A 16,853-nucleotide genomic window follows, 5' to 3' on the forward strand; every position below is an offset into this window, starting at 1 on the left:
CGCATGAGCTCGAAGTATGCCTCGCGCTCACGCGTCAACGGCCGCCCGCCGCTATGCCGCCCCCGGTCCTCTCGAATCTGAAAGTCCACTACACCACTTGAGCTGGGATGTTGCGACCACTACTAGAACCCAAGTCAGCGGGCCAGGGCGCGCAGTTGGGTCATGACCTCGGCGGGCGGATGGTCGTGGACGCGGAAGCGCGGCGGGTCGTACTCGCCGGCGAGTTCCAGTGGCACCAGCCCGGACACGTCGTCCCAGGCCACCCGGAAGACATCGCCCTCGCCGGTGACGAAGCAGATGAAGTCCGCGGCGGGCAGCAGATTCGTGGTGCCGTCGGTCCAGGAGGTCATGGTGTACTCGCTGCCGTCGGGCGCGCGCACGTGCAGCAGTTCCATGATCGCGCCCTCGCGGTCGTCCTCGGCGCGCAGCTTCTCGGTCTGCGACCGGTACGCGCCGACCGCGAGTTGCGCCTGCGCGTGCCGGATCTCCGCGTACGCCGGATGGTCCTCGTCCACCCGCAGCGGCATCAGGTCGCCGTTGTCGTCCACGGTGTAGGGCACCGCCGACAGCGGGCGCAGCGCGGCCTCGTGCCGTTCGGCGGCCAGCTCCAGCAACTGCGGCAGCGCCTCGGGCGTCGCCCCCAGCACCACCAGCATGCCCAGATGGCCGGGCAGGAAGAACAGTGGCGTGCCGCCGGTCCGGGTCCGCACCCCCGCCAGCCAGCCCGCCACCAGGGGTAGGGAGCCGACGTAGTTCTCGCCGGCGTCGTCGGCGAAGTCCAGCACCCGCACGCCCTGCCCCGGATCGAAGGCGGTCAGCGTGCTCATGGCCAGCTCGGTGAGATTGGCGTGCGCGACCGCGTACACCTGCTCGTCGTCCACGCCCCAGCGCGAAAGATCCTGCCGGGTCACGAATTGCACGGTGCTCGGCAGATCGATCACCACCAGCTCCGACAGGTACGGCAGCGCGGGCCGCGTGAGCACCAGATCGCGGCCGTTCACCCCCGCGACCTGCACCGCCCCGTAGCCGGCCCGCCGCAGCACCGGCCGCAGCTTGGGCGACACCTCGTCCCACCCCTCGGGGGCGTCGGGCGGCAGCAGCAGGGTGTCGACGGCCTCGAACAGTTCAGCGCTGATCTTCCCGTCGAACCGGCGATACAGCGTGTCCAGATTCAGCTTCGCCGCGTACCCGTTGGTCAGCCGGTAGGCGATCTCGAACGCCTCCGCGTCGAACTGCGCGAACTCCACCGCGTCGTACCCCCGCACCTGCTCCAAGATCTTCTTGCCGAACCGATTTCGCGGCGACCCGAAAACCCCACCCAGGAAACTCATGGGCCGGACTCTACGCGCGAGCGCAATTCGCGCGGTTGTGGTTAGCTGTAGCGCCATGAGCACGCCCGTCTCCACCCACCCCGACGAGTTTCTGCCCCGCGACACCGCGGATGTGGTTCGGACCGTTCGGGATTCACGTCGTTCGACGAAACCGCTGATCATCCGGGGTGGGGAACGTCCGGACGAGGAGTTCGGACTGCCGGTGCAGGGCACCACTCTGAGCATGCGGAAGATGAACCGCGTGCAGGTGGTCGACGCCGATGCCAGGACTGTGCGCGTGCAGGCGGGGGCACGGCTGTCCGACATCGATCGCACCCTGGGCGCGCACGGGCTCGGGCTGCCCATCGTGGGTGACCATCGCGACATCACGGCGGGCGGGTTCGCGGCGGTGGGCGGGCTGTCGGCGGCGTCGCATCGCTTCGGCATGTTCTCCGACAATGTCGCCGAGCTCGAATACGTCGATCAGGACGGGCGTTTCGGCACCTGCGGGCGCACCCACCACGCGGAGCGCTTCCGCAAGATCCTGGGCGGCGGCGGGCGCACCGGCATCATCACCGCGCTCACCCTCGAGGTGACCGGCGTGGACAAGGACCGCACCTGGCTCACCACCGACGCGCACCGCTTCCTGGACTTCGACACCTGGGTGGAGCACTCCTACCGCGAGATCCAGTCCCCGGGCGACTCCATGCTGCAGGTGGGCCGCTGGATCGACACCGCGCCGCTGAAGGTCGCGCGTCCGGTGGGCACCGGCACCGTGCAACTGGGCACGGTCCGCTTCGGCCAGTGGTCGAGCCTGCACCCCACCACCCCCAATCTGTCGCTGCGCGCCCGGCGTGAGGTGGGTGCGCGCGCCCGGAAGTCGCTGGGCGCCATCGCCGCCTCGGCGGGCGGCCGCGCCGGCATGCCGGTCCGCAATGCCGCGGCGGGCGCGCTCATGTTCGCTCCGAAGGTGCTGACCCTGCGCGACGCGGAGTATCTGGCCGACACCGTGATCAGCTCCTCGGAGCGCGGACCGGCCTACCGCATCTCGCTTTTCGCGCCCATGTCCAACTACGCGCGGGTCTTCCACGGCCTGCACGACCTGTTCTCCGGGCATCGCGAGCGCACCGGCTGCTTCACCGTGATCTCGGCCATGACCTACGGCGTGCGCTCCCGTTACCTGCGCGAACTCGATGACGAGGACCACGGCTTCATCACCTTCACCTGCCGGTTGCGCCCGGCGGCGCTGCCCTCGGAACTGTTGCGGGACATCGTGTCCGGAATCGACGAGATCTGTGTGTCCGAACGCGCCCGGCGTTATGACCCGACCGAATAGAATGTGTTCCGCCGCTCACCCAGCAATCGCGTAGCGCAAATCAGCTATCGGTTGGCAGCCGGGAGACGCGGCGGTATCGATACTGTCGGCGGGGTATCGGTGCATGGTTCATGCTCAATCCTCAGATGAAGGTTGCCTGTCCCATGATCGAATTCCGTGCTGCCCGCCGCCTCCGTACCGCCGGTGACCCCGAGGGCGAACGCCCGCTCGAGGGCAAACGCGTGGTCATCACCGACGCCACCTCCGAGATCGGCCGAGAAACGGCCCGACTACTCGGTTTTCACGGCGCGGAGGTCATCCTGGTCGCTCGCACCGGCGCCCAGCTGGTCGAAGACTGCGCCACCATCATCGAATCCGGGGGCCGCGCCCACTGGTACCGCTGCGACATCGCCGCCCTCGGCGATGTCGACCAGCTGGTCGAGTGGCTGCTTACCGAGTTCGACACCGTCGACGTGCTGGTCAACAACACCGGCCGCCCCGCCCGCCGCCCGATCCTGCAATCCTTGGACCGGTTCCGCGACTACCAGCGCATGATGTCCGCCTACTATTTCGGCCCGCTGCGCCTGACCCTGGGCCTGCTCCCCGCCATGCTCGCGGGCGGCTCCGGCCACGTAGTGAACGTCGGCCCGTGGAGCCCGGAGACCGGGGCCGCGCCGAACTTCGCCTCCTACGCCTCCGCCCAGGCCGCCTGGACCACCTTCGGCCAGTGCGCCGACGCCGAGCTCTCCCCGCGCGGCATCCACGTCTCCACGGTCCAGTACCCGATCTTCAACGACGCCACCAGCGCTCGCGTACACGCCGAATTCGGAACCATCGATCCCGCCGAGGCCGCCCGCTGGATCGAGACCGCCATCCGCAGCCGCCCGTCCCAGCTGCCACCGCGGTTCCCGCGCGCCCTGCTGGGTCTGGCGTCGATGTCGCCGCGCACCACCCGCCTCAAGCACGCGCTCGGCATCTGAACTCCCCCGTACAACTCCCCCCGAACAGCAAAGCGCCCCACCCGAATTCGGATGGGGCGCTTCGAGTTGTGTTCCGGATCAGTGCTTTTCCGGGCCCAGGTGGTACTCGAAGACCAGACCGGCGACCGCGCCCAGGACGCAGACGACGCCGATGCCGATCAGCCAGAACTGGAAGAACGCCAGGCCCAGCGCGGTGACCGAACCCGCGGCGGCCAGCAGGATGGGCCAGAACGAGCCGGGCGAGAAGAAGCCCAGGTCGCCGGCGCCGTCCACGATCTCGGCCTCCTCGTAGTCCTCGGGACGCAGGTCCAGACGACGGGCGACGAAGCGGAAGTAGGTGGCCACGATCAGGGCCAGACCACCGGTCAGCACGATGGCGGTGGTGCCCGCCCACTCGACGCCGGTGCGGGACTGGCCCGTGAAGTAGCCGTAGATCACGGCCACGATCACGAAGAAGACCGTGAGCAGTTCGAAGATGCGAGCTTCGACCTTCATGTCAGTTCATCCTCACTTGGCGTCGGCGAGCTCGTTGCCGCGCGCCTTGCGGTCGGTGTTGAACGGCTTGGTGGAGGTCGCCACCGGCGACTGACCGATCGCGGAGAGCGCCTCGCCGTTGGTCTTGTGGTCCTTGATCCGCGCGTCCATGTACTTCTTGAAGTCGTCCGGCGAGACGACCCGGATCTCGAAGTTCATCATCGAGTGGAAGGTGCCGCACATCTCGGCGCAGCGGCCGACGAACGCGCCTTCCTTCTCGATCTTGGTGATCTGGAAGACGTTGTCCGAGTTGTTCTGCTTCGGGTTCGGCATCACGTCGCGCTTGAACAGGAACTCCGGCACCCAGAACGAGTGGATGACGTCGGCCGCGGCCAGCTGGAACTCGATGTTCTTGCCCGAGGGCAGCACCAGGACCGGGATCTCGTTGGAGGTACCAACGGTCTCGACCTTGTCGTAGTGCAGGTAGGAGATGTCGTTCGCGGGCAGGCCGTTGTTCGGGCCCGGCTGCGCGTGGCCATCCTTGGTCGCTTCCTTGTAGCGATCCTTGATGTCCTCGTTCATGTCCTGGCGCTCGGTGTCGACACCGTCCCAGACCGGCGAGCCGTCCTTCAGGTCGACCTTCTGGTAGCCGAACTTCCAGTTCCACTGGAACGCGGTCACGTCGACCACGACGTCCGGGTTCTCGACCTTCTCGTGCACGTAGTTCTGCACGACGACGGTGAAGTAGAACAGCACGGCGATGATCACGAACGGGATCGCCGTGTAGCTCAGCTCCAGCGGCACGTTGTAACCGGTCTGCCGCGGGAACTCCGGGGAGTTCGCCTTCTTGCGGTGGAACGCGATGGTCCAGAAGGTCAGACCCCAGACCAGCACACCCATCGCCAGCGCGGCGAGCACGGACCAGGTCCACAGCTCGCGCATCCTGGTGGCCTGCGGCGTGATGCCCGAGGGCCAGCCGAATCGAAGCCAAACGTTGTCGATCGAGCAGCCGGAGACGAGCATCGCGGTCATCCCCAAGGACACCGCCAGCCCGGCCCGCCGAAGGATGCGGCCCCGCCGACCCTGGGCGGGTCGTGCCCCTATCGCCTCGCTCGCCTTGTGCGCCACGCTCAACGCCTTCCTGGTCGTCATTCCGACACCGCGCCGCCCGGGCTCCCTTCCGCCGGACGACACATAATCAGCACAGTTCGGGAGCTCGGGGAAGGGTACACGCGAACGCGCAACCGACCCTGAGAGTTTCCCAAGTACTACGCAGCGTAGACCAACAATGGCCCCCCGTTGCGACGGGGTCCTGTCCGACACTCCGGAAACCTCATATGCAGTGGATATGGGCTCTGGCGGCGGGATCTGCACGGGTACGGCATACTCGGGCAGTAGGTTTCGCGTGCAGCGTGCCCGTGCGGGTACGCCCCAATCCTTATGACTCCGGAAAGAGGTTCTCGGCGCAGTGTGTGGTCTGCTCGGATTTCTGACAGCTGGCACGGCTACTACTCCGGACGGGCGGACGGTCGAGACCACCGCTGCACAGGTGTACGAGGCGCTGCACTGCCAGCGCCACCGCGGCCCGGACGAGCGCGGCACCTGGAACGACGAGCGCATGATCTTCGGCTTCAACCGCCTGTCGATCATCGATATCGAGCACTCGCACCAGCCGCTGCGCTGGGGTCCCCCGGAGAACCCCGAGCGCTACGCCATGACCTTCAACGGCGAGATCTACAACTATCTGGAGCTGCGCGCCGAGCTGAAGGAAGCCCACGGGGCCGAGTTCGGCGACCAGCCGATGTTCCGCACCGAGGGTGACGGCGAGGCCATCGTGGCCGCCTTCCACTACTGGGGCGCCAAGGCCGCGAGCCGGCTGCGCGGCATGTTCGCCTTCGCCATCTGGGACACCGAGCTGAACAAGCTGTTCCTGGCCCGCGACCCGTTCGGCATCAAGCCGCTGTTCATCGCCACCGGCGCGGGCGGCACGGCCTTCTCCAGCGAGAAGAAGAGCCTGCTGGACCTGCTCGCCGAGCTGGAGCTGTCCGACGCCCTCGACCCGCGCGCGCTCGAGCACTACACGGTGCTGCAGTACGTGCCCGAGGCCGAGACGCTGCACAAGGACATCCGCCGCCTGGAGTCGGGCTGCTACGCCTGGGTCGAGCCCGGCCGCGCCCCGCAGGTGACCCGCTACTTCAACCCGCAGTTCCGGGTGCAGAAGTTCGCGGCGGGCTCGGAGGCCAAGCGCTACAAGGAGATCGCCGAGGCGCTCGAGGACTCCGTCGCCAAGCACATGCGGGCGGACGTCACCGTCGGCGCGTTCCTGTCCGGCGGCATCGACTCCACCGCCATCGCCGCGCTGGCCATCCGCCACAACCCGAACCTGCTGACCTTCACCTCGGCGTTCGAGCGGCAGGGCTACTCGGAGGCCGACGTGGCCGCCGAGACCGCCGAGGCCATCGGCGCCAAGCATTACATCCGCATGGTCTCCCCCGAGGAGTACGCGGCCTCCATTCCCGAAATCGTCTGGTACCTCGACGAACCCGTCGCGGACCCGGCGCTGGTGCCGCTGTACTTCGTGGCCAAGGAGGCCCGTAAGCACGTCAAGGTGGTGCTCTCCGGCGAGGGCTCCGACGAGCTGTTCGGCGGCTACACCATCTACCGGGAACCGCTGTCGCTCAAGCCCTTCGAATACCTGCCCAAGCCGCTGCGCAAGCTGGCCGGCAAGGTGTCGGACCGGATTCCGGAGGGCACCCGCGGCAAGAGCCTGCTGCACCGCGGCTCGCTCACCCTGGAAGAGCGCTACTACGGCAACGCCCGCAGCTTCAACGACGCCCAGCTGCGGTCGGTGCTGCGCGAGTTCCGGCCCGAGTGGACACACCAGGACGTCACCGCCCCGATCTACGCCATGCAGGGCTACCACTGGGATCCGGTGGCGCGCATGCAGCACCTGGACCTGTTCACCTGGCTGCGCGGCGACATCCTGGTCAAGGCCGACAAGATGACCATGGCCAACTCGCTGGAACTGCGCGTCCCGTTCCTGGACCCCGAGGTGTTCAAGGTCGCCGAGAAGATCCCGGTCGACCAGAAGATCACCAAGGAGACCACCAAGTACGCGCTGCGCCGGGCGCTCACCGACATCGTGCCGCCGCACGTGCTCAACCGGGCCAAGCTGGGCTTCCCGGTGCCGCTGCGGCACTGGCTGCGCGGCCCGGAGCTCTACGACTGGGCGCGCGCCCAGATCACCGAGTCGGGCACCGACCACTTGCTCAACAAGCAGGCCATCCTGGCCATGCTGGAAGCGCACCGCACCGGTCCGGTCGACCACAGCCGCCGCCTGTGGACGCTCATCGTGTTCATGATCTGGCACGGCATCTTCGTCGAGAACCGGATCAAGCCCGAGATCCAGGAGCCGACCTACCCGGTCAACCTCTGACCGCACGCGACACACCGGAGCGCCACGCCCGTGGGGGGCGCTCCGGTCCGCGTCGCCGCAGTACGGTGCTGGCCATGAGCTACCCGTTTGCACCTCGCTCGCGTCGCCGGATGCTCGCACTGGGCGCCCGGACGCTCGGCATCGGCGCCGCGGCCGCCCTCGGACTGGCCGCCTGCGGCACCTCGGACAATGGATCCGCCGCCACCGGATCCACCTCGGCCTCCAACGACGCCAAGGACATCGCCGCGGACGCCTACGTGTTCGGCTACCCGCTGGTCCTGATGGACGTCACCCGCGAAACCGGGGGCCCGGCAAACCAATTCGTGCACCAGAACCCGCCCACCCCCGAGGTGAGGCAGGTCGTGCGACTCAACCTCGACACCCTGTACTCGCAGGCCTGGCTGGACCTGCGGCCCGAACCGATGGTGTTGCAGGTGCCCGCGATCGAGACCGGCCGGTACTGGCTCATGCAGTTCCTCGACGCCTGGTCCAATACGGTGCACGATCCCGCCAGCACCAATCCGCGCGTCAAGAACGCGCCGGAGCAGCCGCCCTACACCTATCTCGTCACCGGACCCGGCTGGAAGGGAACCGTGCCCGAGAGCATGACCCAGCTGGCCATGCCGACCGGCACCACCTGGCTGCTCGGCCGCATCGAATACCAGGGCGAGGCCGACGTCCAGCATGTGCGGGCGCTCCAGCACCAGTTGAAGCTCGCCCCGCTCAGCGTCTGGAATTCCGGTGGAGTGCAGGGCGGTCCGGGCGCCTTGGCCGCGAGCGCCGACGCACCCGCCCAGATGGTGGGGGCCATGGACGGGCCCACGTTCTTCGCGCGCATGTGCGCGGTCATGGCGGCCAATCCGGCCGACGAGGACGCCGTCGACGCCATGAAGCGCTTCGCCACCATCGGCATCACCCCGGGCGGGGCGGCCACCGTACCCGCGGACGTGCTCAACGCGGGCCTCGCCGACGGCCGTCGCGCGCTCACCGCGTACCGGGATCCCAAGTCGCAGTACCAGAACGGGTGGCTCTTCAATCTGGAGGTCGGCGCGTACGGCACCGACTATCCGCTGCGCGCCCAGGTGGCCGCGCTCGGCCTGGGCGCGAATCTGCCCCGGGACGCGGTGTATCCCACGATCGACGCGAACGCGGACGGCGACAGCCGATTCCGGGTCACTTTCGCCAAGGATCAGCTGCCGCCGGTGGGGGCGTTCTGGTCACTCACCGCCTATGACGGCGAGTCCTACCTGGTGCAGAACCCCGCGCACATCTACTCGGTCGGCCACCTGGTCCCGCTCTCCCCGGCCGAGGACGGCACCATCACGATCGCGGTGCAGAACGCCGATCCCGGGTCGGAGGTTCCGGCCGGGCACTGGCTGCCGATCCCGGAGTCCGGGCGGTTCTCTCTCACGCTGCGGCTGTACGCGCCGAAGGACAGCGTGCTGAACGGGAAGTGGGAGATCCCGAAGCTGGAGAAGCTGTCCTGACCCGGGCGCGCCCGTCGTCAGTCGGCGGGCGCGTGGTGGGCGCGGGCGAGGCGGGCGCGCGCACCCGCGATGATGGTGATGATCATGACCGTCATGACCTGGAGCGCGGTCAGGCTGACCGCCGGTTGCGGCGGATCCGGCGCGACGAACTCGACCGGGGGCGGAGGTGGCGGGATCGGTGCGGGGGCGGGCGGAACCGCCTCGGGAAGTGGGGCCACGACGGGCGCGGCGGCGGGGACCACCGCGGGGGCGGCCGGCGGGATCAGCAGGGGGATACCGGGTTCCGGCGCCATCGGAACGGGCAGCAGTAGCATGCAGGTCAGCAGGGCGCTGCCGGTGGCGGCGCTGCCGACCACCACGCTGCCCGCCCCGGCTGAACCCGGACCGACCAGTCCGCTGGAGCCGGGGATGAAGCCGGGGCCGATCAGGCCCGAACCCATACCGCTGCCGGTGAGGATGCCCAGCCCCAGTGCGGCACTGCCGACCACGGCGCTGCCCGCGCAGGCGGTGAGGACGCTGCCGGAGTCGAGGCCGAGCAGGCCACCGAGGGTGTTGGGGATGGCGATCGGGGTCGCGGGCGGTTCGGGTGGCACGAGATCCGTTGCCCCCGTAGTCGTTTCGCGTGGGATGTCCGGGCTGCTGCTACCGAGATCCAAGGCGGTCATCGGATTCCGGCCCGCGGGGTTGCCGGTGACGACCCGGCCGCCCGGCTGGCCCTGATTGCCGGAATAGCTACTGCCGGTACCCAACCCGAGCGCGCTGCCGGTGGGCGCGTCGATCGGCGCGGCGGTGTCACCCGCATCCGGCGCTCCCCCGCCCGCGCTGCCGCTGATGATCTCCCCGATCGACGGCGGCCCCGGGTCGGCGGCGGCGACATCGGGATGGAGGGCGAGCAGCGCCGCGGCCACCGGGACCGCTGTCACCGCCGCGAATCCTCGTGCTGTTCTGCGATTTCCGTTCACGGGTGCCTCCGAGAAGCCGAGCCGGTTACGCGGTCGCGACGGTCAGCGGGGACTGCCGCCGCTGGACGGCGTTTCCGCGGCGATGTGCTGGAAGCGCGCGAGGGCGAGTTCGTAGGCGTCCTTGGCGACGTGATTGCCGCCGGAGAAGGGCCGATCGAGCTGATAGACGGCCACGATGACCGCGCCGATCACCAGACCGAACAGACCGGTCATCAGGACGCTGCGCTTGGTGACCACGACACCGGAGAACACGGTGCCGAACAGCAGCATGCCGGTCGCGAACCACAGGGCCACGTAAAGGAATCCGGGCAGTCGGTACCCCGCGTCCAGACCGCGGTCGTAGCGGGCCTCGATGATCGCCTCGACCGCGGTGGCCGCCTTGTCCTGGGTGGCCTTGGCGTCCGGGTCGCCGGCGGGCGCGGCGTCCACGGCCTCACGCAGATCGTCCAGGGTGGACTGCGCGGCCGGGCTCAGGCGGCGCTGCTCGTCCATCACCTTCCACTCGTCGCCGATCACCTGCTTGGTGTACGCGGTCACCAGGGCCTGAATCTGCTTGCGGTCCTGTTCGGGCATGCCGTTGGCGGTCTCGTAGACAGTGACCAGCGCCTTGCCCTCGGCCACCGTGTGCGCGTGCGAGGTGTCGTACTGCTGCCACAGGATCACCACCACGAAGGCCACGATCGCGGCGAAGAACATGTTGACCATGTCCAAGGTCATGGAGCCCGCGCCCGAATCGTCGCCGTGCCGCCAGGACCTCGGGCGCACCCGGTCCCCCAGCACGAAGATTCCCACCGCGATGCCCGCGAAGAGTGCCAATATCCCCAGCTGCAACAGAATTCCGAGCATTTCGCGACTCCGTTTCCGGCCGGGTGCATGCGATCAGAAGGTATTCGCGGCCACGGGTCGGTCGGATTGTGAACAGAGGACGAACTGTTATACGAGTGTCCGAATCCCAACCCCGCCAAGGCCGGAACGCGTTGTCCGGCCCACTCTCAGCGGCCGAACGACAACACCGCCGCGGCCAGGGTGACACTCAATTCCAGTGCGGCACCGAGCACATCGCCGTTCAATCCCCCGAACCGCCGCACACAATGCCGCACCAGCACCATGGCTCCCACCAGCCCCAGCATCACCGCCACCGGCCCCTGCCAGTGATTACCGGTCGCGAACGCCGCTGCGACACAGGCGATCACACCCCACCCGTACCCTGTCACCGGCGATTGCGTCCCCGCCACCAACGCCCCGAACCCGGCCCCCGGAGCCGCCTCGATCCGGCTCCGACACGCCAGCACCACCGCGACCCGCCCGACGGCGACGGCCAGGACAACCGCCGCCCACCGCCCCTGCTCGGCCAGCGCCCCCAGCGAAACCGCCTGAATGGCAACAGCGAACACCAACGCCGCCACCCCGAACGGCCCCGCCCCGCCACTCTTCATGATCTCGCGAGCCCGCTCCGGCGGCCCGTAGCTCCCGAGCCCATCCATGGTGTCGGCCAGCCCGTCGACGTGCATCCCGCGCGTGATCAACGCGAGCCCGGCCACCACGACAAACCCGGCCAACAGCCCCGAGGCCCCGAGTTCGCCGAGCCCCCAAAGCAATCCGGCCGCCCCGCCGCCGAGCAACAGCCCGACCACCGGAGCCCACCCGATCGCCCGAGCAGCAACCGACCGGTCGACTTCATCCGGCCCTCGAACCGGCAGCACCGTCAGCCAGGACACCGCCAGCCGAAGCCCGTTCACAGATCAGGCCTCAGCGGCTTCCGCGTCGGCGTCGGCGGTACTGACCCCGGCTTCGGCGAAGGTGGCCATCTCGCCGAGGGTGGCGACGGCGGCGCGCAGCAGCGGGAGGGCGGCGACCGCGCCGGAGCCTTCGCCCAGGCGCATGGTCATGTCGACGAGCGGCTCGAGGTCGAGGCGCTTGAGGGCGATGGTGTGGGAGGGCTCGCTGGAGCGGTGGCCCGCCACCCACCAGGCGCGGGCGCCGGGGGCGAGCTGGTCGGCGACCAGGGCGGCGGCGGTCACCACGACGCCGTCGAGGATGACCGGAGTCCGGCGGGCCGCGGCGCGGGCCAGGAAGCCCGCCATGGCGGTCAGGTCCGCGCCGGAGGCGGTGCGCAGCAGGGCGACCGGGTCCTTGAGCACGGGGCGGGCGCGCCACATGGCGTCGCGGATGGCGGCGGTCTTGCGGATCCAGCCCGCGTCGTCGACGCCGGTGCCACGGCCGACCGCCACCACCGGCTCGGTGTCGGTGATGGCCGCGATCAGCACGGTGGCGGGCGTGGTGTTGCCGATGCCCATGTCGCCGGCGATGAGAAGGTCGGCGCCGGAATCGATTTCCTCGTCGGCGATGCTCGCGCCGGCCGCCAGCGCCGCCTGCACCTCGGCCTCGGTCAGCGCGTCCTCGCGGTCGATGGAGCCGCTGGAGCGCCGCACCTTGTGCCGCGAGATCTCCGGCGCGGTGTCGCCGTCCACGGAGATGTCGGCCACCCGCACGGTGGCATCGGCCAAGCGCGCCATCACATTCACGGCCGCGCCGCCGTGCACGAAGTTGGCGACCATCTGCCCGGTCACCTCGCTCGGGTACGCCGACACACCATGCTGCGCCACGCCGTGATCCCCGGCGAACACCACCACGCGGGCCCGCTCGAACTGCTTGGGCGGGCACACACCCTGGCAGGCGGCGACCCAGTTGGCCAGCTGCTCCAGCCGGCCCAATGCCCCTGCGGGCTTGGTCAATTGCGCCTGCCGCTCCTCGGCGGCGGCCCACACCAGCGGATCGGGTCCGGTCACGGGTCCGAACGAGATGCGGGCGGGCTTGGTCAGCACCGGCGCGCTCTGGGCTCCGTCGTCGACCGGGCCCGCGACCGCCGGGTCACCGGTCTCGCCGTCAGCGGACGCGCCGCCCGCCGTGGCGGCCGCAGCAGCGACGGCGGCGGTCCCGACGGCCGGAGACGCTGCGCTCACCGAGCCGAGTTCCGAACCACCGGTTCCACTTTCGGCAGAATCCTCCGGTCGGCCGGTCCCGCCGTCAGCGGCGGCCGAACCAACGGCATCCGCCGAAACGGGCTTCACCGCAACCGAATCCGTTCCGGCCGTCGACGAAGTCGCTACGGCGAGTGATGAATCCGTTCCGGCGACATCCGACAGCGCGGCGGCGGAGACCACCGCGCGGTCGGGCTTGACCCGCACCGGCTGCCCCGCGACCACGAGGAAGACCTCGTCGCACACCTCGGCGAGGCGCTGGTTCAGGGTCCCGATCTCGTCACGGAACAGACGCCCGGAGGCGGTGGCGGGAATGACGCCGAGCCCCACCTCGGGGCTGACGATGATCAAGCGCTGCTCATAGCCGGAGACAGCGGCGACGAGCGCGTCGATGTCCGGGCCGACGGTGCCGCGCGGCGATTCCCAGGCGGCGCGGGCGTCGATGCGCCCGGTCAGCCAGGTGCCGAGGTCGTCGACGAGGGTGGCGGCGGCGGGCTCGCCCAGCGCGGCGATCGGATCGCCCTCCACGATGGTCCAGGTCGCGGGCCGCCGGGCCCGGTGCGCCGCAATGCGTTCGGCGAAGTCGGCGTCGGCGGGGTCGACCGCGGCGGTGGCGACGTATCGCACCGCCTCCGACGCGACGAGCTGTTCCGCGAAGGCCGACTTGCCGGACCGGGCGCCACCGAGCACCAGGGTCCGCAGCGGCCGATCGGTTGTCTGAGCAGTGTGCGACACGTCAGCACGGTATCAACTGCGCCGGTGCTCCGGCCGAGTAGGCACGGCCATCCTGGGATGCGGGAGTCAGTAGTTCTTCTCGTTGTGCACGCACTGCACCTTCAGGTCCTTGGCGGTATACGACCAATCGGTCCCCTGCGGGCAGTCCGAGCCGTGCGCCACGCTGGCGATGATCTTGCCGTCATGCTGCTTGGAGCAGGCCACCACCTTGTCGTGGTTACCCGTCGCCCCGCCGACGATGCACTCCCCCACCGCGGTGCGCGGATCCGTGCATCCCGTCGTCGCCGACACAGCCAGCACCGCCAGCGGCACCGCCGCGATCATCACTGCCCACCGCATGAGTGCGCATCGTAACGGCCCGGGCCCGCTCAGGAGACCCTGGCGCCGAACCGCCGCCGATACTCCACCGGCGCAATCCCCACCAACCGCTGGAAGTGATGCCGCAGCAGCGCCCCCGACCCGAATCCGCAACGGTGGGACAGCGATTCGAGGTCCAGGTCGGTGTCTTCCAGGAGCTGTTTGGCCAGCAGCACCCGCTGCCCGGTCAGCCATTTCACCGGCGTGGTTCCGGTCTCGGCGGCGAAGCGCCGCGCGAAGGTGCGCGTCGACATGGAACTGCGGGCCGCCAGCGATTCCACCGAGTGCGGCAGGTCCAGATGCTCGCCCATCCAGTGCAGGGTCTCGCTGAGCCCCTCGGATTCGCAGGCCACGACGGGCCGCTCGATGAACTGCCGCTGTCCGCCGTCGCGCTGCGGCGGGACCACCATGCGCCGGGCGATGGCATTGGCGACGCTGCTGCCCAGTTCGCGGCGCACCAGGTGCAGGCAGGCGTCGATGCCCGCGGCGGTGCCCGCGCTGGTGATGAGATTGCCCTCGTCGACGAACAGCACGTCCGGGTCGACGGTGGCGAGCGGGAACTGTTCGGCCAGCAGGTCGACGTAATGCCAGTGGGTGGTGCATGTGCGCCCGTCGAGCAGTCCGGCCGCGCCCGCCAGGAACGCCCCCGAGCACACGGTCAGCACGGTGGCCCCGGCCGCGGCGGCGTCGCGCACGGCGTCGATGACCCGGGCGTCGATCTTCGCCGCGCCGTCGCGGATCGGAAAGGCCGGAATGGCAACCAGATCCGCGTCGCGCAGTTCTTCGAGCCCGTAGTCGGGGGTGACGTGGATGCCCGGTGAGCTGGACTTCAGCGGTTTCCCGGGTTCGAGCCCGCAGACCCGGAAGTCGAAAAGGGGCAGGCCCTGCGCGGTCCGGTCGAGCCCGAAAACCTCACAGACCACGCCGAATTCGAACATGGCGAGGTTGTCGTTGAGGACGACGGCGACCTTGGAGAGCATGTCGCGATCCCATCTGGCCGGATTTTTGCGAACTATGTCATAACAGCCACTGTTGGCCGAAAGTTCCCTACTGAAAACTTACTGCCATGGATGCACTGTCCGCAATCGTCGCAGCCGGAACCGCGATCACCGCGCTCGGCACCCTGACCTTCGGCCTCATGGCCGCAGACACCACCGCACACCTCGACGAGGAAGAGGCCCGCGCATGACCGCCATCACCTCCGGACACGGCCACTACCGCTCCGCGACCGCCACCTCCCGCGTCGGCCACGCCGTCCGCCGGATCACCGCCCTGTTCGCCGCGGCCGGCCGCGCCGTCCCGCTGCACCGCGAGAACACCTGGGAATTCGCCGGCTCGACGAACGTGGTCGATCGAGACCACGCCCGCGTCGCGATGGAATTGCGTGCGCTCTCGGCCTACCGAGAGCACAACTGATCGTTAGACCGCGTCGCCCGGGTTCACCTGCGGCTTCGGGGCGCGCATGCGCCGCACCTGCGAGGCGCGCACGAAGGCGTACCAACCCAGCGAGAACGAGGAATCGGTGCTGTCCGGGAAGCGCTCCCGGACCCGGTTGCTCACGATCCGACCGAGCACCACGCCCTCGATGATCATGAACAGCATCATCACCAGCATGGCCAGCGTCACGATCGCCTGCAGCGCGGGCGAGAGGATCATGCTCAGGATCAGCACCAGCGCCAGCGGCATGAACAGGCCGAGCAGGTTGCGGCGGGCGTCGACGATGTCGCGCACGTACTTCTTGACCGGGCCCTTGTCGCGCGGGAGCAGGTACTGCTCGTCACCGGCGAGCATGCGGGCGCGGCGGTTGTTGACGTCGGCGCGCCGCTCGGCCGAGGTCGCCTTGCGCTCCTCCTTGGTGCCGCGCAGCGCCTTGCGGCGGGCCCGGGCCTCCTTGGCGGTCTTGGGCGCGGGCGCGATCGGACCGCGGCGGCGGCCCTGCGCCTCGCGGCGCGTCGGGGTCGGACGCCCTTTACCCAGGGTGACGGTCGTGTCCGCCACCGCGGCACCGGCGTCGGTGCTGGTGCTGTCGGAGGTGGGGGTGGACTCGCCACGGCGCAGGAACTTCACGCCGACCAGGCTAACAATCCCGCCTCCCCGAGTCTTCAGCGCCCAGCTGAGAGCCGTTTTCCGGCATGCGTGCGGGCCGGCGGTCGAGAGCCGGCCCGATTCTGGACGTCCCCGGCGAGTTACCCTCGCCACCCGAAATCAGTTGTCACCTCGGCACACCCCGGAGCTATTTGTCAGCGACGACGCAGCCTGACCGTTCCGGCGAATAAGCGCCGCGTAGGATAGGGAATAGTCGCCCGCCGACGGGTGTTGACAGGCTTCGAGCCATACCCTCACGGGCTGGCCCACACGCCACCACAAATGGGTCCCTTAGGAGAGTTCATGACTGTTGAGAACGAGACCACCACCCATGGTGCGACTCTGACCGAGGCCGCCGCCCTCAAGGCGAAGGCGCTGCTGGACCAGGAAGGCCGCGACGACCTCGCCCTTCGCATCGCGGTTCAGCCCGGTGGCTGCGCGGGCCTGCGCTACCAGCTCTTCTTCGACGACCGCACCCTCGACGGCGACCTGGTCGTGGAGTTCAACGGTGTGAAGCTCGCGGTCGACCGCATGAGCGCTCCCTACATCCAGGGCGCCTCGATCGACTTCGTCGACACCATCGAGAAGCAGGGCTTCACCATCGACAACCCGAACGCCACCGGCTCCTGTGCCTGCGGCGACAGCTTCAACTGAGCTAGCCCCCGAGTTAGCCCCGCGCAGCGCGGAACATCTCCCGGGATGTTCCGCGCTGTCGCGTGTCCGGTTATTTT

The 16,853-nt window shown here is 69.2% G+C and carries 17 protein-coding genes; 7 read left to right on the top strand and 10 right to left on the bottom strand.

Going from position 1 to position 16,853, the window contains the following annotated elements:
* Nucleotides 1-134: 134 nt before the first annotated feature.
* Nucleotides 135-1,331 carry a hypothetical protein gene (locus ACFRAQ_RS36350; protein WP_379107633.1) on the bottom strand — a complete coding sequence of 399 codons (1,197 nt, stop codon included), beginning with the start codon at nt 1,329-1,331 and terminating at the stop codon, nt 135-137.
* Nucleotides 1,332-1,386: 55 nt separating this feature from the next.
* Here ACFRAQ_RS36350 and ACFRAQ_RS36355 point away from each other — a divergent pair, with 55 nt between their 5' ends.
* Together ACFRAQ_RS36355 and ACFRAQ_RS36360 are read left to right on the top strand one after the other, a co-directional pair.
* Complete coding sequence (locus ACFRAQ_RS36355) at nt 1,387-2,646, top strand: FAD-dependent oxidoreductase (protein WP_379107634.1); 1,260 nt, start codon at nt 1,387-1,389, stop codon at nt 2,644-2,646.
* A 143-nt stretch (nt 2,647-2,789) separates the two neighbouring features.
* Nucleotides 2,790-3,605 (top strand): SDR family NAD(P)-dependent oxidoreductase, encoded by an 816-nt coding sequence (locus ACFRAQ_RS36360; RefSeq protein WP_379107635.1) that lies wholly within the window; start codon nt 2,790-2,792, stop codon nt 3,603-3,605.
* Nucleotides 3,606-3,683: 78 nt separating this feature from the next.
* Here ACFRAQ_RS36360 and ACFRAQ_RS36365 read toward each other — a convergent pair whose 3' ends face one another.
* Together ACFRAQ_RS36365 and ACFRAQ_RS36370 are read right to left on the bottom strand one after the other, a co-directional pair.
* The gene (locus ACFRAQ_RS36365) at nt 3,684-4,100 is read right to left on the bottom strand and encodes a cytochrome c oxidase subunit 4 (protein ID WP_357286489.1); all 417 of its coding nucleotides are present in this window, start codon (nt 4,098-4,100) and stop codon (nt 3,684-3,686) included.
* A 12-nt stretch (nt 4,101-4,112) separates the two neighbouring features.
* Nucleotides 4,113-5,111: a cytochrome c oxidase subunit II gene (locus ACFRAQ_RS36370; RefSeq protein ID WP_379107714.1), complete on the bottom strand. Its 999-nt coding sequence runs from the start codon at nt 5,109-5,111 to the stop codon at nt 4,113-4,115.
* Between the two features lie 436 nt (nt 5,112-5,547).
* On the opposite strand from ACFRAQ_RS36370, the gene asnB reads away from it, so the two are divergent.
* Both asnB and ACFRAQ_RS36380 read left to right on the top strand, forming a co-directional pair.
* Nucleotides 5,548-7,515 (top strand): asparagine synthase (glutamine-hydrolyzing), encoded by a 1,968-nt coding sequence (gene asnB, locus ACFRAQ_RS36375; RefSeq protein ID WP_379107637.1) that lies wholly within the window; start codon nt 5,548-5,550, stop codon nt 7,513-7,515.
* Nucleotides 7,516-7,589: 74 nt separating this feature from the next.
* Entirely contained in the window at nt 7,590-9,002 is a 1,413-nt protein-coding gene (locus ACFRAQ_RS36380; protein ID WP_379107638.1) for a DUF1254 domain-containing protein, read from the top strand.
* 17 nt (nt 9,003-9,019) lie between these two features.
* On the opposite strand, the gene ACFRAQ_RS36385 is transcribed toward ACFRAQ_RS36380, so the two are convergent.
* The 6 genes from ACFRAQ_RS36385 to ACFRAQ_RS36410 form a co-directional block, all read right to left on the bottom strand.
* On the bottom strand, nt 9,020-9,925 hold the full coding sequence (locus tag ACFRAQ_RS36385; RefSeq protein ID WP_379107639.1) for a hypothetical protein: 906 nt from the start codon (nt 9,923-9,925) through the stop codon (nt 9,020-9,022).
* 81 nt (nt 9,926-10,006) lie between these two features.
* Nucleotides 10,007-10,810: a DUF4239 domain-containing protein gene (locus ACFRAQ_RS36390; RefSeq protein ID WP_379107640.1), complete on the bottom strand. Its 804-nt coding sequence runs from the start codon at nt 10,808-10,810 to the stop codon at nt 10,007-10,009.
* Between the two features lie 146 nt (nt 10,811-10,956).
* Nucleotides 10,957-11,703 carry an adenosylcobinamide-GDP ribazoletransferase gene (locus ACFRAQ_RS36395; RefSeq protein ID WP_379107641.1) on the bottom strand — a complete coding sequence of 249 codons (747 nt, stop codon included), beginning with the start codon at nt 11,701-11,703 and terminating at the stop codon, nt 10,957-10,959.
* Nucleotides 11,704-11,706: 3 nt separating this feature from the next.
* A complete protein-coding gene (gene cobT, locus ACFRAQ_RS36400; RefSeq protein ID WP_379107643.1) occupies nt 11,707-13,680 on the bottom strand; it encodes a nicotinate-nucleotide--dimethylbenzimidazole phosphoribosyltransferase in 1,974 nt (657 codons plus the stop codon).
* Nucleotides 13,681-13,746: 66 nt separating this feature from the next.
* A complete protein-coding gene (locus ACFRAQ_RS36405; protein WP_379107644.1) occupies nt 13,747-14,019 on the bottom strand; it encodes a hypothetical protein in 273 nt (90 codons plus the stop codon).
* Nucleotides 14,020-14,048: 29 nt separating this feature from the next.
* Complete coding sequence (locus ACFRAQ_RS36410) at nt 14,049-15,017, bottom strand: helix-turn-helix domain-containing protein (RefSeq protein WP_379107646.1); 969 nt, start codon at nt 15,015-15,017, stop codon at nt 14,049-14,051.
* Nucleotides 15,018-15,103: 86 nt separating this feature from the next.
* On the opposite strand from ACFRAQ_RS36410, the gene ACFRAQ_RS36415 reads away from it, so the two are divergent.
* Nucleotides 15,104-15,226 (top strand): hypothetical protein, encoded by a 123-nt coding sequence (locus tag ACFRAQ_RS36415; RefSeq protein ID WP_379107649.1) that lies wholly within the window; start codon nt 15,104-15,106, stop codon nt 15,224-15,226.
* The gene (locus ACFRAQ_RS36420; RefSeq protein WP_379107650.1) at nt 15,223-15,453 is read left to right on the top strand and encodes a hypothetical protein; all 231 of its coding nucleotides are present in this window, start codon (nt 15,223-15,225) and stop codon (nt 15,451-15,453) included. The genes ACFRAQ_RS36415 and ACFRAQ_RS36420 overlap by 4 nt, the downstream gene beginning before the upstream one ends.
* A gap of 3 nt (nt 15,454-15,456) precedes the next feature.
* On the opposite strand, the gene ACFRAQ_RS36425 is transcribed toward ACFRAQ_RS36420, so the two are convergent.
* A complete protein-coding gene (locus ACFRAQ_RS36425) occupies nt 15,457-16,104 on the bottom strand; it encodes a DUF3043 domain-containing protein (RefSeq protein ID WP_379107651.1) in 648 nt (215 codons plus the stop codon).
* Between the two features lie 321 nt (nt 16,105-16,425).
* Here ACFRAQ_RS36425 and ACFRAQ_RS36430 point away from each other — a divergent pair, with 321 nt between their 5' ends.
* A complete protein-coding gene (locus ACFRAQ_RS36430; protein WP_040815950.1) occupies nt 16,426-16,776 on the top strand; it encodes an iron-sulfur cluster assembly accessory protein in 351 nt (116 codons plus the stop codon).
* The last annotated feature ends 77 nt before the right edge of the window (nt 16,777-16,853 follow it).

It is taken from the genome of Nocardia sp. NPDC056611, assembly GCF_042792755.1.
GTDB lineage: Bacteria > Actinomycetota > Actinomycetes > Mycobacteriales > Mycobacteriaceae > Nocardia.

What these genes read in the sequence shown, in the direction of transcription:
- ACFRAQ_RS36410 (WP_379107646.1), bottom strand. Translation starts at nt 15,017, where the DNA reads ATGCTCTCCAAGGTCGCCGTCGTCCTCAACGACAACCTCGCCATGTTC.
- ACFRAQ_RS36370 (WP_379107714.1), bottom strand. Translation starts at nt 5,111, where the DNA reads ATGACCGCGATGCTCGTCTCCGGCTGCTCGATCGACAACGTTTGGCTT.
- ACFRAQ_RS36430 (WP_040815950.1), top strand. Translation starts at nt 16,426, where the DNA reads ATGACTGTTGAGAACGAGACCACCACCCATGGTGCGACTCTGACCGAG.
- ACFRAQ_RS36355 (WP_379107634.1), top strand. Translation starts at nt 1,387, where the DNA reads ATGAGCACGCCCGTCTCCACCCACCCCGACGAGTTTCTGCCCCGCGAC.
- ACFRAQ_RS36365 (WP_357286489.1), bottom strand. Translation starts at nt 4,100, where the DNA reads ATGAAGGTCGAAGCTCGCATCTTCGAACTGCTCACGGTCTTCTTCGTG.
- ACFRAQ_RS36350 (WP_379107633.1), bottom strand. Translation starts at nt 1,331, where the DNA reads ATGAGTTTCCTGGGTGGGGTTTTCGGGTCGCCGCGAAATCGGTTCGGC.
- ACFRAQ_RS36415 (WP_379107649.1), top strand. Translation starts at nt 15,104, where the DNA reads ATGGATGCACTGTCCGCAATCGTCGCAGCCGGAACCGCGATCACCGCG.
- ACFRAQ_RS36360 (WP_379107635.1), top strand. Translation starts at nt 2,790, where the DNA reads ATGATCGAATTCCGTGCTGCCCGCCGCCTCCGTACCGCCGGTGACCCC.
- ACFRAQ_RS36405 (WP_379107644.1), bottom strand. Translation starts at nt 14,019, where the DNA reads ATGCGGTGGGCAGTGATGATCGCGGCGGTGCCGCTGGCGGTGCTGGCT.
- ACFRAQ_RS36390 (WP_379107640.1), bottom strand. Translation starts at nt 10,810, where the DNA reads ATGCTCGGAATTCTGTTGCAGCTGGGGATATTGGCACTCTTCGCGGGC.
- ACFRAQ_RS36420 (WP_379107650.1), top strand. Translation starts at nt 15,223, where the DNA reads ATGACCGCCATCACCTCCGGACACGGCCACTACCGCTCCGCGACCGCC.
- ACFRAQ_RS36380 (WP_379107638.1), top strand. Translation starts at nt 7,590, where the DNA reads ATGAGCTACCCGTTTGCACCTCGCTCGCGTCGCCGGATGCTCGCACTG.